This is a genomic window from Streptomyces sp. NPDC048504, assembly GCF_043200035.1.
Taxonomy (GTDB): domain Bacteria; phylum Actinomycetota; class Actinomycetes; order Streptomycetales; family Streptomycetaceae; genus Streptomyces.
This window is the reverse complement of sequence record NZ_JBICXA010000003.1, coordinates 590,172-606,349: the sequence shown is the minus strand read 5'-3', so window position 1 is coordinate 606,349 and position 16,178 is coordinate 590,172. Positions and strand designations below refer to the sequence as shown.

Here is a 16,178-nt window from a genome sequence, read left to right as displayed (position 1 = left end):
GTGTCCGTGGGCCGGGCCCTGACCTGGCCCGGCCGGCGGTCAGCCGACTCCCGCACCCGCCGTGCCCGCGAGGGCGTCGAGGTCGCTCTTGCGGACCCGGATCACCAACCAAGCCGTGAGCAGGGCGAGTACGGCCATCGCGGCGGCCGGGACGAAGGCCGTCGCGATGCCGTGCGCGAGCACCTCGTGCCCCCATGGCGCGGGCAGTTGGTGGGACTTGGAGAACGCCGCCCTCTGTCCCGCCGATCCGTCGGCCAGGAACTTCGGCAGCTGCTTCTTCGCCTCGTCCTTGCTGGCCGAGCCGAACACCGTGGTCAGGATGGACAGACCGAGCGAACCGCCCACCTGCTGCATGGCGTTGAGCAGCGCGGAGGCCGCGCCCGCCTCGTGCTGGGCGACGCCGGAGACGGCGGTCACCGTCAGCGTCACGAAGTTCAGGCCCATCCCGAAGCCGAACACGAGCATCGGGCCGAGCACTCCGCCGACGTACGAACTGTCCGAGCTGATGAGGGTCTGCCAGGCCAGCCCGATCACCGCGAGCGTCGAGCCCATGAGCATGAAGGGCCGTGGCCCGAGCACTGGCAGGAACCGCTGGGACAGCCCCGCGCCGGCCGCGATCACCACCGTCACCGGCAGGAACGCGAGACCCGCCTGGATCGGGCTGTACCCCAGCACGTTCTGCACGAAGAGCACGATGTAGAAGAACATGCCGAACATCGCGGCGGCCAGCGTCAGCATGATCACGTAGGTGCCCGAGCGATTGCGGTCGGCGAACATCCGGAGCGGGGTGATCGGCTCCTTGGCCCGGGACTCCGTGATCACGAAGGCCACCAGCAGGACGATCGCCGCGGCGAAGGAGCCGATGGTCAGACTGTCGCGCCACCCCTTGTCCGCCGCGCGGATGAAGCCGTAGACGAGGGACGCCATACCCGCCGTCGAGGTCAGTGCGCCCGCGATGTCGAAGCGTCCGGTGTGCCGTTCGGACTCGTTGATGTACAGCGGTGTGAGCACCGCGATCAGTATGCCGATCGGCAGGTTGACGAAGAACACCCAGCGCCAGTCGAGCCACTCGGTGAGCATGCCGCCCGCGAGCAGGCCGATCGCGCCGCCGCCCGCCGAGACCGCGGCGAAGACTCCGAACGCCCTGTTCCGCTCCGGCCCTTCGGGGAACGTGGTGGTGATCAGTGCCAGCGAGGTGGGCGACGCGATCGCGCCACCCATGCCCTGCAGGACGCGCGCGGCCAGCAACTGCCAGGGTTCCTGGGCGAGGCCGCCGAGCAGCGAGGCGAAGGTGAAGAGCAGGATGCCGGTGGTGAACACCCGCCGCCGGCCGAGGATGTCGCCGGCCCGACCGCCGAGAAGCAGCAGGCCACCGAAGGTGAGCGTGTAGGCGCTGACGACCCAGGTGAGGTCGGTGGTGCTGAAACTGAGTGCGGCTTGAATGTGCGGGAGCGCGATGTTCACAATCGTCGCGTCGAGTACCACCATGAGTTGGCAGGCCGCGATGACTGCGAGCGCGATGCCGGGATGCCCCTCCCGGCGGGCCGCTCCGGGCTTGGGGTGCTGAATCAGCTGAGAGGTTGTCACTATGGGTCCCCCACAAGTGTGTTAGTGAACGCTCGCGTTCACTGCCGCGTCAACGGTAGTGAGTCCCCGACAGTGAACGCAAGCGTTCACTTAACTCGCCTTCGTGCGGCACGTCCCCCGTCGCTGCCGCGTGACGCATCCCCGATCCCCGGAATCCCCCATTCCACTGCTCGCTGGAGAAACTCAGATGGTTACTTCGGGCTGGACGGCCGCCCCCGCTCAGACGGCCTCCCTCCGACGACGCGGCGCCGTGCTCGAACGCGCGATCCTGGAAGCCGCGTTGGAGCAACTCGGCACGGTCGGCTGGAACGCTCTCACGATGGAAGGCGTCGCCGCCGGCGCCCAGACCGGCAAGGCCGCGGTCTATCGGCGCTGGTCCTCCAAGGAGGACCTCGTCGCGGACGCGCTGCAGGCAGGGCTGCCGCGCCTGAACGAGGCACCCGACCTCGGGACTGTGCGCGAGGACCTGCTGGCGTTGTGCGTGCAGGCGCGCGACGCGATGTATTCGCGCCCCGGATACGCCCTGCGCTCGGTGATTCACGAATGCGACACCGCCCAGGCGGAGCGCTTCCACGGCGTGATCTTCGAAGGGGTCGTGGAACCGACGATCCGACTGCTCGGGGAGGTGATCAACCGCGGAATAGAGCGAGGTGAGGTCCGCTCCGACGCCTCCAACAGCTATGTCCTGGACGCCATCCCGGCGATGATGATGTACCGCTCCAAGATGTGCGGCAGCGAATGGGCCGACCACGACATCGAGGCAATGATCGACCAGTTGATGCTTCCGCTGCTCCGGCCCGGCGGTGCGTGAAGCCGCATCGGAACGGTCTTCGCCGGGCTCGCGGAAACCCGGGTGTCGCAGAGCGGGTCCGGGCGGCGTACCCTGAGCACGCCATGCCGTACGAACCACCCACTCATACCGTCGAGCGCTCACTCCGCGCCACGACCGGGGCCAAGGTCGTTGCCGGCGTCGACGAGGTGGGGCGCGGTGCGTGGGCCGGCCCCGTCACCGTCTGCGCGGCGGTCACCGGACTGCGCCGACCCCCCGAAGGCCTCACCGACTCCAAGCTCATCGCGGTCAGACGACGCACCGAACTCGCCGAGGAACTCCGCAAGTGGGTCTCGGCGTACGCCCTGGGGCACGCCTCCCACGAAGAGATCGACGACCTGGGGATGACGGCCGCTCTGCGGCTCGCCGCAGTGCGTGCTCTGGAGGCCTTGCCCGTACGCCCCGACGCGGTCATCCTCGACGGGAAGCACGATTACCTCGGGGACCCCTGGCGGGTCCGTACGGTGATCAAGGGCGACCAGTCGTGCGTGGCGGTCGCGGCCGCTTCAGTGATCGCCAAGGTTCAGCGCGACAAAATGATGGCCGAACTGGGCATCGACCATGCAGACTTCGCTTTCGCGGCCAACGCCGGGTATCCCTCACCTGTGCACAAGGCCGCACTGGAGGAGCGGGGGCCCACCCCGTACCACCGGTTGTCGTGGGCGTATCTTGATGCGCTGCCTCAGTGGCGGCACCTCAAGAAGGCCCGCAGTTGGGCGGAGGGAAATGTTCCGAAGATCGAGGGCCAGCTCGGTTTCGACTTCTGACCGTTCCGCTCGCACTGATGTGCCACCCACTGCCGCAAGCCGCACCAGCGTTTGATAAAAATCAGCTCATGCCTCTCATTCCCGAGGAGCCTCAGATTCACGAGAGTGCCCAGGGTCCCAGCGCCACTCCGGCCAGTGGCCGCGTCGCGCCGACCCCCCGCCCTGTACCCGGCCCCCGCCCCGCGGCTCCGTCGCGTCCCGGTCGCCCCGGCCCCCTGCGGCCGACGGCGCCGGCGCAACGCACGCCGCGTGACGTGGCCGTGGCCAAGCCCGGACCCTCGGGTCCGGCTGTTCCCGCCTCCTCCGACACCGCTGTGGCGACCCCGCAGATCCAGCTGATCCCGGCCTCGGCCGAGGGCGCGCTGGACGCTGCCGAGGAAGCCGTGGACCTGCTCCTGGAGTCGGGCCGCGCCCCCGGTGACGTGCTGGTGATCACCACCGGCGAACCGCACCCGTGGGCCGCCCACGAGCTGTCCTTCGGCGAAGCCTCCTACTGGGCGCAGCACGACGCGCGCGACGACGTCTTCTACGCGGACGCCGCCGTCGCGGGCCGGGCGGCGTCCCGTCCCGTCGTCGTGGTCGCCGTCAACGGAGGCGCGGCCGACGTTGCCACCACCGTCCTGCCCCTGGCCCGCGGCCGGGCCGGCACCCTGCTGATCGTCTGCGGCGACCCGCAGCAGATCAACTCGGTTACGGGCGCGGGCGTCTGAGCCTTCCGGGAACTCCCGGAAGGCTCTCGGAGGGCGACGGCGGCCAGGTGAACGCCGTCGCGGCGGTCTGTGCACGGCGACGCGTTCGGCGTGCGCGGAATTCTGGTGCGCTCCGTGAAGTGTGCCTACCGCGGCCGCACTTCCGTCCCGTGCGCCGCGACCGGAGTGCGGGCGGCTCGGCGTCGTAGGACTCCACAACGGTGGGGCCGCGCGGTCCGGGCGCGGGGCCCGGACCGGGTGTCAGCGGGCCGCGGCGCGGCGCAGGACCTCCGAGGCGGCGCCGCCGGTGCGGGGCAGCAAGGGCGGTACCTCGGACATGGCGAAAGGTTCCGGCGCGGAGTCCGCGCTGGGCCTACGGCCGCCCCGTCCCTCGCCGAGCACCTGCCAGCCGTCGCGGGTCAGCGTGATGTACGCCCCGCAGCGCAGCCCGTGCAGGGTGCAGGCGTCACGCAGCCCCCACATCCACGCGCCGTCCTCCTCCGTCCAACGAGCGTCGCCCTCACGGCAGTAGAGCAGCACGGCCGTGCGCACCGGGGTGCGGCGGCGCAGATCGTGCGGGATGACGCGGCGCAGCTGCGCGAGCAGCGCGTTGCGGAACATCCAGCCGTCGGCCGGGGCGGACCGCCGGACGAACGAGGCGCTCGCGAGCAGCCGCTCGTCCGGATCGAGGACAGCCACGATCGCCGTCGCCGGTCTCGGACGGTGCCGGGAGTGCAGCCCGCTGACGACCTCGCGGGGATTGCGCAGCAACGGGATTCCGGCGGCGGCCCATTCGGAGGGTTCGAGCAGACGGGCCAGAGGGTTGGCGGAAGCGGCGGACAGGTCGGCAGACGTCGACGTGGATGCCGCGGAGGACGGAGCGAATCCGAAGGTCACGGTCCTCCCTTCGGCTACGCGCCCACACTTCGGGCGGGGTCGGATTCGGGGGAGCGCACACCGCAGCAGAGCCCTACCGGATCACGGACGAGCCGTGCGGGGAGCGGACTCCAATTCTTGCTGTCGAACTGGGATGCGGCAACGAGCAAATGGGGCCACAGCCCCTTATCCGACGGTCTGTGGCTTATATCCCTACCCAATGCGTCACCCGGCGACGCCTGGGACGTTCGAGCACGACACTTTCGTACGCCATTGAGGTGCGCGAGGTCCAGAGAGGGCCGGTCGGACGGGGTGCGCGACACGCTCCCGGGTGCTTCGTCACGGCGGGGGATTGGGCCGTGTCAGTGGCGTGCGGTTGCATGGGGGGCATGAGCAACCAGGAGCTGCGTGCCGAAGCCGACGCCATCCTCGCCGAGCTGGTCGGCGATCAGAGCGGTACGGCACGGCTGCGCGAGGACCAGTGGCAGGCGGTGGCGGCCCTGGTGGAGGAGCGCCGGCGCGCGCTGGTGGTCCAGCGCACCGGCTGGGGCAAGTCGGCGGTGTACTTCGTCGCCACCGCCCTGCTGCGCCGGCGCGGCTCCGGGCCCACGGTGATCATCTCGCCGCTGCTCGCGCTGATGCGCAACCAGGTCGAGTCGGCGGCCCGGGCCGGTATCCGGGCGCACACCATCAACTCGGCCAACCCGGAGGAGTGGGACGACATCTACGGAGAGGTCGAACGGGGCGAGACCGACGTCCTCCTGGTGAGCCCGGAGCGGCTCAATTCCGTCGACTTCCGCGACCAGGTGCTGCCCAAGCTCGCCGCTACGACCGGCCTCCTGGTGGTCGACGAGGCGCACTGCATCTCCGACTGGGGACACGACTTCCGCCCCGACTACCGCAGGCTGCGGGCGATGCTGGCCGAACTGCCCGCCGGCGTACCGGTGCTGGCCACCACCGCGACCGCCAACGCGCGCGTGACGGCCGATGTGGCCGAGCAGTTGGGCACGGGCGCCGGGGAGGCCCTGGTGCTCCGCGGCCCGCTCGAGCGGGAGAGCCTCCGGCTGGGAGTGGTCCAACTGCCGGACGCCGCGCACCGTTTGGCCTGGCTCGCCGAGCACCTGGACGAGCTGACCGGCTCCGGGATCATCTACACACTCACCGTGGCCGCCGCCGAAGAAGCCACCGCCTTCCTGCGCCAACGCGGCTTCAAGGTGGCCTCATACACCGGGAAGACGGAAAACGCCGACCGCCTGCAGGCCGAGATCGACCTCCAGGGGAACCGGGTCAAGGCCCTGGTCGCCACCTCGGCGCTCGGCATGGGCTACGACAAGCCGGACCTGGGCTTCGTCGTCCACCTCGGCTCACCCTCCTCGCCGATCGCCTACTACCAGCAGGTGGGCCGAGCGGGCCGCGGTGTGGCCCACGCCGACGTGCTGCTCCTGCCCGGCCGCGAGGACGAGGCCATCTGGCGCTACTTCGCGGATACGGCCTTCCCACCCGAGACGCAGGTCCGGCAGACCCTCTCGGCCCTCGCCGACGCGGGACGGCCGCTGTCCGTGCCGGCCCTGGAGACGGCGGTCGACCTACGGCGCAGCCGCCTGGAGACGATGCTGAAGGTCCTGGACGTCGACGGCGCGGTCAAGCGCGTGAAGGGCGGCTGGGCGGCCACGGGCGCGGAGTGGGCGTACGACGCCGAGCGGTACACGTGGGTGGCCAAGCAGCGGGCGGCCGAGCAGCAGGCCATGCGCGACTACGTGAGTACGTCCCAGTGCCGGATGGAGTTCCTGCGCCGGCAACTGGACGACGAAGGTGCGGTGCCGTGCGGCCGATGCGACAACTGCGCGGGCGCCTGGATCGATTCCTCGGTCTCCGCGGAGACGTTGACGGGGGCGACGAAGGAACTGGACCGCCCGGGGATGGAGGTCGAGCCGCGCCGCATGTGGCCGACCGGGATGGCCGCGCTGGGTGTCGATCTCAAGGGCCGTATCCCGGCGAAGGACCAGTGCTCCACGGGGCGCGCGCTGGGACGGCTCTCGGACATCGGCTGGGGCAACCGGCTGCGCCCGCTGCTGGCCGAGAACGCGCCCGACGGTCCGGTCCCCGCCGACGTCCTGAAGGCCGCGGTGGCGGTCCTCGCCGACTGGGCGCGCTCTCCCGGCGGTTGGGCACCGAATGCCGCGGACGCCTCCGCCCGGCCCGTGGGCGTCGTGGCCGTACCGTCCCTGGGCCGCCCGCAGTTGGTCGGTTCCCTCGCCCAGGGCATCGCGAGCATCGGCCGCCTGCCCCTCCTGGGCACCCTGACGTACACCGGACCGGACGGCACGCACGCGGCGCGCCGCAGCAACTCGGCTCAACGCCTCAGGGCATTGTCCGACGCCTTCGCCGTCACCGGGGAACTGGCAGACGCCCTGGCCGCCTCTCCCGGCCCCGTCCTGCTCGTGGACGACTACACAGACTCGGGCTGGACACTTGCAGTTGCTGCCCGCCTGCTTCGCCGGGCAGGCAGCGAACAGGTGCTTCCGCTGGTCCTGGCTGCGGCGGGCTGAGGTCTCGTTTTCGGGATCCTTGTCGTAGGCGGCCTGCGGTCGGGTGATGGCTGCCTGCGGGTGTGGTGATTCGCGCTGGACCGGGGCTTCGGTGGCACGGAAGTGCCTCGGTCGGGGCGAGTTTTGGTTGCCGCGACCGAATCGCCTCGGTCGCCCCTCCCCGCGGGGCGATCACATGATTGCCGAGGGTGGTCCGGATTCCCCGGTCATGTGGGCCGACTTGGCTCTGTCGGATCCCATGTGGCGTGTCCCTGACCGGACTTATCCACAGGCCCAAGCGGAAGTTCGCGATCCGCGAGATCGTCGACGCATGACGAACCACAGCGAAACGACCGGATCCTCCGAAAACGGCGACATCGACCCCACCGCGTACGAGCGGCACGGCACCGAGCACCAAGTCACCCTGCGCTCGCCCGCCGAACTCGCCGACGCCCTGCCCTATCTGCTCGGGTACCGCCCCGAGGACAGCATCGTCCTCGTCGCCCTGCACGATCGGGGCGGCCGGGGCCGGTTCGGCGGCAGGGCCAGGCTCGGCATTCCCGCAGGAGCGGACGACTGGGCCTCCGTGGCACGGCAGTTGGCCTACGGCCTGGTGACCGGCAGCGAGCGCAGGGGAACCCGGCCCGAGCAGATGATCGCCTACGTCTGTCAGGAACCGGCGCCGGGAGAGTCGGGGCGCCAGGTCATGGAACGCCTGCGCCCGCTCGTGCAGAAACTGCGCACCGAGTGCGGCCGACTCGATGTGACCGTGATCGAGGCGCTCTGCATCTCGGACGGCCGCTTCTGGTCGTACTGCTGCCCGACCGAGGGATGTTGTCCGGTCGACGGATCCCCGATGGGCCTTCCAGGCACCTCCGTGCTGGCCGCTGCGGCGACCTACGCAGGACTCCAAGTGCGCGGCACACTGAGGGAGTTGCGGGCCAGGCTGCAGCCCTGGGAGACGGCTCTAGCGCTTCGGCAGGAAGCCGCGCTTGACGCCGCCGGTATGACCCTCGTTCCCAGGATCCTCGACGACGCCAGCCGAGCGGACGTGGCGCAGGAGACCTTGGATCTGGCCCAGCGGATCATGAGGCGGTTCGCCGCGGCACCGCACGTGTCCGGCGCGCTCCACTCGGACTTCCGCGACGACGCACTGCTCGCCCACGACGAAGCCGCCACGCTGATCCTCGGCCTCCAGGACCGCACGACCCGCGACCGCGCCGCCGAATGGATGGAGGGCGACGACGCGGTACTGGCCCTGCGCCTCTGGCGCGCGTTGGCCCGCCGCTGCGTCGGACCGTACGGCGAACACGCCGCGGCCCCGCTCACCCTCGCCGGCTGGGTCGCCTGGTCGACCGGCGACGACCTGGAGGCCAGGGAAGCCCTGGCGATGGCCCTGGGCGCGGACCCCGACTACCTGTTCGCCCGCCTCTTGCACCAGGCCTGCAACGAGGGCCTGGACCCGGAGTCGATTCGGCGGTGCTTGCGCGCCGAGCGGGTGGGGCGGGCGGGGGACACGGAAGTTGGAGAGGTGGCGGGCGCCGGGAGGGGCGCGGGAGTTGGAAAGGCGGGGGGAGCCGGAGGAGTGACAGGAGTCGGAAGGGCGACAGGAGCCGGAGGGGCGGCGGGAGTTGGAGGAGCGGCAAGCGTCGGAGAGGTAGCGGGAGTTGGCGGATCGGCGGGCATCGGAGACGTGACGGGAGTTGCAAGCGCGGCGGGAGCCGGAGGAGCGACGGGAGTTGGACGGGCGGCCGGAGTTGGAGAGGCGACGCACGCTGGAGGGCTGGTCGGCGGCGCGGAGGTCGCCGACGGTTCCGCACAGCACGGCGCGAGCGGTCCCGGCGACGGCCCGACACCGGAGGCGGCCTCGCCCGCAGCCCCTCGTCGGCGGCGGCGCGCCCGTACCGCCGACGGAGCCGAGGGCCGCCCCCATCCCTCGGGCGTGAACGGCCGCCGATCCGGGACCGATGGATCCCGCCCGCGCACACAGGCGCAGGGCACCGCACGCCCTGGCAGCGCACGTTCGCGCGCTTCCGCGAAGGCGGATTCGCGACGCCACGACACCTGCTCGGAGGCGCCGCGGCCGGGAGGCAACGGCATTGAGGGGGACGGGTGATCAAGGCATGGGGGAGCGGGAGGCAACCCCGCCGGTTCAGTGGTCGGCCCGGTGCGTTCGGAGCTTGGTTCCACGCTTGGCTCCACCGGGGCGTCCGGCGGGCGGCGGTGACTCCACACGCGGTCAGTGTCCCCAGCACGCGGGCTGACGCTGCACTCGCTGAGGGGCCCGCGGCGCGAGAAACGGGCGCGTGCGGCCGACGGGCCGTGCGCAGGTTCGGCGGTCACCGGGACCGGGGGACCAGTGCCAACTGTCCGCCTCCTTCGGCCCCTTCACCGCGCCGCCATTCGGTCGGCTTCCCAGGCCGCGGGCGTGACCGCGAGGAGCCCGGTTCCGTTCACCTGAGTGGCGGAACGCCTGAACGGGTCGTGTCGCCGGACAGCCCTTGTCCTCCCGGAACCGTCCATCCGGCGCCGAACACGTCTGAGGCGCACAGAGCGCAGAAGAAGCCGCCCATGCACCAGCCGACTCCGCCCTCCACCGCCGACGGCCACCTTGACTCCGGTGTCCCCGAGCCGCGCTCGATCCGGGGTACCAACGCATCGCCGCAGTACCAGGGCACCGGCTCCCCGCCCTCGCACACGGGCACGTCCGACATGGGGACCGCCGACCCCGAGCATCCGCCGCAGACGTCCCATCCTCCGGCAGAAGGGTGGGCGCCCGGCCAGATCCGCCGCCCACCCTCGCCCGCATCCCCACGCCAGTCTTCCCCCGGCTCCCCGCCTCAAAGTCCACCGTCACCCCAGCCACCCGCGTCCCGCGCGACGCCCCGCCGCTCCCTCGAACTACCTCCCACCCACACCACTCTGATCTGCGTAGCCCTCCCGGGCCTCGCTGTCTCCACCGAGCAAGGGCAGCTGAACGGCCGGGGGTTGGAGGGGTTCTACCGCGCTGGGCGACGCGTGCTCTCCCGCTGTCAGCTGCGGGTGGCTGGACGGGAACCACTGGCGGTCCAGGCCAGGATGACGGCAGCCGACCGCGCCCGTTTCGTGGGGACCATGCGGGTGTCCCCGGACTGCGGCCCGGACCCGGATCTCGTCGTCGAGCGGACCCGGCACGCCGACGGCACCGAGCGCATCACCCTGCGCAGCGTTTCCTGGCGTCCGCTGCGCCTGCCGGTCGAGGTGGCGCTCGGCACCGACATGGCCGATCTGGGCGCGATCGCCGCAGGCAGCACAGGACCCGAACTGCCCGCCAGCGTCCACGACTCGGGCCTGCGTTGGTCCGGCCCCAGCGGGAACTCGGCAGTCACGGCCGACCCGCCGCCCGCCGACGCGCTGGCTTCCGCAGGGCTCCTGCGCTGGGAGTTCGAACTGCCACCGGGCGGCACGGCGAGCGTGGAACTCCGGGTACGGCCGGACGGCGCGGGACCGATCCGGGCGGTGGGCCACGGAGCGACGAGTCCCCTGGCCTCCGCACGGGCGACCGGCGACGACCCCCGAGTCCCAGTGCTCCTCCGGACCAGCATCGAGGATCTCCAGGCACTGCTGCTGCGTGACCCCGCGCACCCCTCCGACACGCACCTCGCGGCGGGGGCACCCTGGCGCTGCGGTCTGGCGCCGGCCGAGTCGCTCACTGCCGCGCGGATGACGCTGCCTCTCGGTACACGGCTCGCCGCGGGCACATTGCGAATCCTCGTCCGCACCCAACTCGGGCGTGGCGGAGCGCAGTTGGGCATGATCCCCGGACCGCGTCGTGACGCCGGCGCCCACCTGCCGCCGAGTTGCACGGGGACCGAGGCGACCCTGTTCTTCCCGGTGCTGCTCGCGGAGGCCCGCCGCTGGGGGCTTCCCGAGCAGGAGACACGGGAGTTGCTCCCGGCCGCCGAGCGCTGTCTGACCTGGCTGCGGACCACGGTGGGCGACGGCACGTATCTGCGCGAGCTGCACCCTGGCGGCCCTGTCCGCTGCGAGACACAGGCCCACGCCCACCGGGCGGCGCTGCTGGGTGCCGATCTGCTCGACGCGTTCGGCAGACCCGGCGGTGCGGAACTGCGGGAGTGGGCCCAGGAGTTGCGCACCGCCTTCCGCGCGGACTTCTGGATCGGGGACCTGGGCGGCGGTCGCCCGGCAGCTGCTCGATCGCCGGACGGACGCCTCGTACCGCACCTCGGTGCGGCCGCGGCCCACCTCCTCGACACCGGCCTCTTGGGCGGCGGCGAGTACGCCCCCGGCCTGCTCGACAAGGTGCGGGCCGAACAACTCGCCCGACTGCTCGGCGCCCCGGCCATGGACTCGGGCTGGGGACTGCGCGGCCTGGGTGTGAAGGAACCGGGATACAGCCCGTTCAGTCACCGGAGTGGAGCCGTGCGGGTGGCGGAGACGGCGATCGCCGTCGCGGGTCTGGCCGCCGCCGGATACGAGAAGGAGTCGACCTCCCTGCTGCGAGGCGTTCTCACCGCGGCCGAGGCGTTCGGGCACCGGCTCCCCGAGATGTACGCGGGGGAGCAGCGCACGGACGGGAGCGCTCCCCTCCCGCACCCTGCGGCCTGCCGCCCGGCGGCCACGGCGGCCGCCGCCGGGGTGCTGCTGCTGACCACCCTCGCGGGCATCCGCCCCGACGCCCCCGCCGGCACGGTCACCCTCCGCCCGATGCGCAGCGCGCCCCTGGGCGAGATCGGCCTCACGGGGCTGCGGATCGCGGGTGCCCCCTTCTCCGTACGGGTCGGCCGACTCGGTGTCGCCATGGTCGAAGAGGCGGCCGACGGCCTGCAATTGGGGGCGTGACCTCGAACGAGGCCGAACCAGGAGGCGGCCGGAGGCGGCGGGCGAGCCGCACATCGCACCGAAGTGGATCAGCCACGGCGGTACCGACGAAGGGAGTGTTTATCGTCAGGCAGACGACTATGATCGCCGCATGTCCTACGACCCGTCAGCGTATCCGCCCTTCGCCGTCACCGTGGACCTGGTCGTGCTGACCGTGCGCCGCCATGCTCTGTGCGGGCTGGCGGTACGCAGGGGCGAGCCGCCGTTCCAGGGGCGCTGGGCGCTGCCCGGCGGCTTCGTGCGGGCCGACGAGGACCTGTCGCAGGCCGCGGCGCGCGAACTGGCCGAGGAGACGGGACTGCGCGCCCACGACCCCGGCGCACCCGCCCAGGACAACGGAGCACATCTGGAGCAGCTCGCGACCTACGGAGACCCCAAGCGCGACCCGCGGATGCGCGTCGTCAGCGTCGCCCACCTGGCGCTCGCTCCCGACCTGCCCGCACCCCGCGCCGGTGGCGACGCCAGCAACGCGCGGTGGGCGCCCGTCGAAGAGCTGCTGCAGCAAGGGGGGTTCGGCCGCGACGGCGATCCGGTTGCACCGCTCGCCTTCGACCACACGCAGATCCTGTCCGACGGGGTGGAGCGCGCCCGTTCGAAGATCGAGTACTCGTCCCTTGCCACGGCATTCTGCCCCACCGAGTTCACCGTCGGTGAGCTGCGCCGCGTCTACGAGGCGGTGTGGGGCGTGGCGCTCGACCCGCGCAACTTCCACCGCAAGGTGACCGGCACACCCGGGTTCCTCGTTCCGACCGGTGGTACGACGACCCGCCAGGGCGGCCGACCGGCGCAGTTGTTCCGGGCCGGCGGGGCCACGCTGCTCAACCCGCCGATGCTGCGCCCCGAGGTGTGACGCCGTAGGACCTCGACCGACGCGATCAACCGTTGCGGAGCGGGCCGTTCGATGCCCGGAAAAACGGACATAGCGCGCTATCTTGCTGTGGGTGATCCAGGCCTTCGGACTGACCAGCAACGCCCGCAAGGAGCATCCGCCCGCCGTCGACGACGTCTCCTTCGAGGCACGTGCGGGCCGTGTCACCGCACTCCTCGGAGCACCGGGCGCGGGCAAGACGGCCGCGCTCAGGCTCATGCTCGAACTCCAACAGGGACGTGGAATCACCTACTTCAGAGGCCGCCCCCTGCACCGCATCGCCCACCCGTCGCGTGAGGTCGGCGTCCTCCTGGGCGATGTGCCGGGACATCCGGCCCGATCGGTCCGCGGCCACCTCCGGATGCTGTGCGCCGCGGCGGGCGTTCCCGCCCGGCGCGCCGACGAAGTCCTCGAAGTGGTCGGCATCGTCAGTCTCCGCGACGAACGCCTCGGCAGCCTCGCGCGCGGCATGGACCGCCGCCTCGGCCTCGCCTGCGCCCTGCTGTCCGACCCGCACACACTCGTGCTGGACGAACCCGCGGACGCCCTCTCAGCCCGCGAGAGCCGTTGGCTGTACGGCATGCTGCGCGCGCACGCGGCCCAGGGCGGCACGGTCCTGTTCACCACCGCCGATCCCAAGGAGGCCGCCAGCAGCGCCGACCGGGTCGTCACCCTGGAGCAGGGCAGACTCGTCGCCGACCAGGAGGCCGGAGACTTCGCCCGCACCCGGCTGCGCCCCCGCGTCGCCGTCCGCAGCCCGCACGCCAACCGCCTCGCCGCCCTCCTCACCAGGGAGGCCCGCACCGCACACCGCTCCGTAGAAGTCGTACGGGAGGACGGCAACCGCCTTTCCGTGTACGGCAGTACATGCGCCGACGTCGGCGAGACGGCGTTCCGGCACGACATCCTCGTCCACCAACTCGCGGACGAGATCGGGGACATGGGACCGGGCGCCGGAACGCCCCTCCGAGGCGAGGCGGATTCAGCGGACGAGCCGCGGGTGTCGGACGTTCCGTCGACAGCCGAGATGTCATCGGCCCGCACGGACATCCCACTTGCCGAGCCGCCTACGCGACTCACAGATGCTCCGTCCGTCGTCGAAGAACCGGAACCCGTCGCCGAACTCCACCCGCCGTACGAGGCCCACACAACCGCTGCGAGCACCCCCACCGCAAACTCCCGGCTGGTCCCCCTCATCGACCCCGAGGAGTCGGCCGACACCCGCCCCCGCGAGCGTGCCTCGCGTCCCTCCCAAGTCCTCACCCCCGACGCCCTGTCCCCGCTCCCGCCCCCCATCTCCGTCCGCTCCGCCCCCAGCCCGCTGCGCCCGCTCCGCTACGAGGTGCGTCGGGCCGCCGGTGTCAGTACCGGGTTTCTGACCGGGGCCGCCGTGCTCGTCGTGTCCGCCCTCACCGCGCTCCTGCTCGCCCGCATCGGGCACACCCCGCAGCAGCGTCTCCTGGCCGCGTGGCCGCGGGAGTTGCCCTTGCCGCCCGCGGCGCTCGGTGCGGGACTGCTCGGGGCATTCGCGTTCGGTGACGAGTTCCGCCACCCTGCCCTGGCGGCGGATCGCGGCACCGTGCCCCGGCGGATGGGGCTGCTCGTCGCGAAGCTCCTCGTCTCTGCGGCCACCGCGCTGCTGCTGGCGTTTCTCACGGTGGGCTGCGACGCCGAAGTGCTCTATCTCGTCTACGGACGGGAGCTCGCGCAAGTTCCCGCCGACTGGCTTTCGATGGGCGCGAGTTGGATCGGCCTGGTCGTCGGCTGCGCCTGGGCCGGCGTCCTGGCCGCCGGCATCTTCCGGTCCACCACGGCCGGGCTCGCCGCGGTGGTCGCCGTACCGATTCTCGTCGTACCCCTCGTGCACAAGGCGTTGGAAGGGCCTGCCGTGCGGACCGCGGAAGGCTTCCCGATGCGGATGCGGAAGGTGTTGCTGCTGCAGTGGCCCTTCGGGGGAGAGCGTTACCTGTCCGCGGCGGCGCGGGTGATCGCCCAACCCGTGGGCGGGGCCCTGGCGTTGTCGCTGACCGCTCTGCTCTGCGCGTATCTGCTCACGACCCTGCGTAGCAGGGTCCGCTGACGGCCGTCCGCACCCTTCGGGTGCCGCTCTGCGCACAACTCCCCGCAGAAAGCCCATTTCTTTCCGATAAGGCGTCAATTGCGACGGGGTGAGCGATCACCCTTTCGTGTGCTTTTCACCAAAGACCTCAAGGGAGTTGGGGACAGCGCCGACAAAGGATCCGTGAGTACCCTTGCGCACACCATGATGACCGCCGCCCGCTCCGCAGACTCCGGCCTCGCCGGCCCGGGCGAACTCGACCGCTACCCCTATGCCGAGGCGCCCGTCACCGAGCGCCTCGGAGCCCCTTCCTGGGACGGTTCCGACCCCGAGCTGGGCCGCGTGGGCCGGCGTGCCGCGGGCAGCCGCGGCCGCGGGCTGCACGGCCAACTCGTCCAGCAGCTGGGGCAGATGATCGTCTCCGGGGACCTGGGCGCCGACCGCCCGCTGGTGCCCGAGGAGATCGGCCAGCGTTTCGAGGTCTCCCGCACCGTCGTCCGCGAATCGCTCCGCGTCCTGGAGGCCAAGGGCCTGGTCAGTGCCCGCCCGAACGTCGGCACGCGCGTGCGTCCCGTCAGCGACTGGAACCTTCTCGACCCGGACATCATCGAATGGCGTGCCTTCGGCCCGCAGCGCGACAACCAGCGCCGTGAGCTGAGCGAGCTGCGCTGGACGATCGAGCCGCTCGCCGCGCGCCTCGCCGCCGGGCACGGACGCGAGGACGTCCAGCAGCGCCTCTCCGACATGGTCGAGATCATGAGCCACGCCATGGGGCAGGGTGACGCGCTGACCTTCTCCCGCGCGGACGCCGAGTTCCACTCGCTGCTCATCCAGGTCGCGGGCAACCGGATGCTGGAGCACCTTTCCGGGATCGTCTCCTCCGCCCTCCAGGTCTCCGGCGGTCCGGTCACGGGCTGTGACCGTCCGACGGACGCCTCCCTGGGGCACCACGCCCGGATCGTCGACGCCCTCGCCGCCGGCGACGGTGGGGCGGCCGAGGCGGCCATGCGGCAGCTGCTCATCGTGCACCCCGAGGTGGAGCGCGTGGTGCCCGCCCCGCGCGAGCACTGACGCGCACGGGATGTCCGTGCGGT

The 16,178-nt window shown here is 71.7% G+C and carries 11 protein-coding genes; 9 read left to right on the top strand and 2 right to left on the bottom strand.

Translation table 11 applies throughout. The features are described from left to right. Positions 1–39: 39 nt before the first annotated feature. A complete protein-coding gene (locus tag ACGFY9_RS10530; RefSeq protein WP_393753313.1) occupies positions 40–1,587 on the bottom strand; it encodes an MFS transporter in 1,548 nt (515 codons plus the stop codon). Between the two features lie 187 nt (positions 1,588–1,774). On the opposite strand from ACGFY9_RS10530, the gene ACGFY9_RS10525 reads away from it, so the two are divergent. The 3 genes from ACGFY9_RS10525 to ACGFY9_RS10515 all read left to right on the top strand — a co-directional run bounded on the left by ACGFY9_RS10525 (position 1,775) and on the right by ACGFY9_RS10515 (position 3,893). Next, the gene (locus ACGFY9_RS10525) at positions 1,775–2,398 is read left to right on the top strand and encodes a TetR/AcrR family transcriptional regulator (RefSeq protein WP_393753312.1); all 624 of its coding nucleotides are present in this window, start codon (positions 1,775–1,777) and stop codon (positions 2,396–2,398) included. A gap of 83 nt (positions 2,399–2,481) precedes the next feature. Beyond that, positions 2,482–3,183: a ribonuclease HII gene (locus ACGFY9_RS10520; protein ID WP_393753311.1), complete on the top strand. Its 702-nt coding sequence runs from the start codon at positions 2,482–2,484 to the stop codon at positions 3,181–3,183. 68 nt (positions 3,184–3,251) lie between these two features. Then, entirely contained in the window at positions 3,252–3,893 is a 642-nt protein-coding gene (locus ACGFY9_RS10515) for a hypothetical protein (RefSeq protein ID WP_393753310.1), read from the top strand. A gap of 240 nt (positions 3,894–4,133) precedes the next feature. Here ACGFY9_RS10515 and ACGFY9_RS10510 read toward each other — a convergent pair whose 3' ends face one another. Then, positions 4,134–4,769 carry a hypothetical protein gene (locus ACGFY9_RS10510; protein ID WP_329349201.1) on the bottom strand — a complete coding sequence of 212 codons (636 nt, stop codon included), beginning with the start codon at positions 4,767–4,769 and terminating at the stop codon, positions 4,134–4,136. A 368-nt stretch (positions 4,770–5,137) separates the two neighbouring features. Between ACGFY9_RS10510 and ACGFY9_RS10505 the strand changes: the two genes are divergently transcribed. The 6 genes from ACGFY9_RS10505 (at position 5,138) to ACGFY9_RS10480 (ending at position 16,155) form a co-directional block, all read left to right on the top strand. Further along, positions 5,138–7,297 (top strand): RecQ family ATP-dependent DNA helicase, encoded by a 2,160-nt coding sequence (locus tag ACGFY9_RS10505; protein WP_393753309.1) that lies wholly within the window; start codon positions 5,138–5,140, stop codon positions 7,295–7,297. Between the two features lie 310 nt (positions 7,298–7,607). Continuing rightward, positions 7,608–9,392 (top strand): DUF4192 domain-containing protein, encoded by a 1,785-nt coding sequence (locus ACGFY9_RS10500; RefSeq protein WP_393753308.1) that lies wholly within the window; start codon positions 7,608–7,610, stop codon positions 9,390–9,392. An 809-nt stretch (positions 9,393–10,201) separates the two neighbouring features. Beyond that, positions 10,202–12,118 carry a glycogen debranching N-terminal domain-containing protein gene (locus ACGFY9_RS10495; RefSeq protein WP_393753387.1) on the top strand — a complete coding sequence of 639 codons (1,917 nt, stop codon included), beginning with the start codon at positions 10,202–10,204 and terminating at the stop codon, positions 12,116–12,118. Between the two features lie 130 nt (positions 12,119–12,248). Next, positions 12,249–13,007, top strand: coding sequence for an NUDIX domain-containing protein (locus tag ACGFY9_RS10490; protein WP_033283995.1), 759 nt, complete (start codon positions 12,249–12,251; stop codon positions 13,005–13,007). A gap of 91 nt (positions 13,008–13,098) precedes the next feature. After that, on the top strand, positions 13,099–15,105 hold the full coding sequence (locus ACGFY9_RS10485; protein ID WP_393753307.1) for an ATP-binding cassette domain-containing protein: 2,007 nt from the start codon (positions 13,099–13,101) through the stop codon (positions 15,103–15,105). Between the two features lie 162 nt (positions 15,106–15,267). Further along, positions 15,268–16,155, top strand: coding sequence for a FadR/GntR family transcriptional regulator (locus tag ACGFY9_RS10480; RefSeq protein ID WP_393753306.1), 888 nt, complete (start codon positions 15,268–15,270; stop codon positions 16,153–16,155). Positions 16,156–16,178 lie beyond the last annotated feature (23 nt).

Coding starts and splice junctions, on each gene's coding strand:
- ACGFY9_RS10525 (WP_393753312.1), top strand. CDS start 1,775: ATGGTTACTTCGGGCTGGACGGCCGCCCCCGCTCAGACGGCCTCCCTC.
- ACGFY9_RS10520 (WP_393753311.1), top strand. CDS start 2,482: ATGCCGTACGAACCACCCACTCATACCGTCGAGCGCTCACTCCGCGCC.
- ACGFY9_RS10515 (WP_393753310.1), top strand. CDS start 3,252: ATGCCTCTCATTCCCGAGGAGCCTCAGATTCACGAGAGTGCCCAGGGT.
- ACGFY9_RS10505 (WP_393753309.1), top strand. CDS start 5,138: ATGAGCAACCAGGAGCTGCGTGCCGAAGCCGACGCCATCCTCGCCGAG.
- ACGFY9_RS10500 (WP_393753308.1), top strand. CDS start 7,608: ATGACGAACCACAGCGAAACGACCGGATCCTCCGAAAACGGCGACATC.
- ACGFY9_RS10490 (WP_033283995.1), top strand. CDS start 12,249: ATGTCCTACGACCCGTCAGCGTATCCGCCCTTCGCCGTCACCGTGGAC.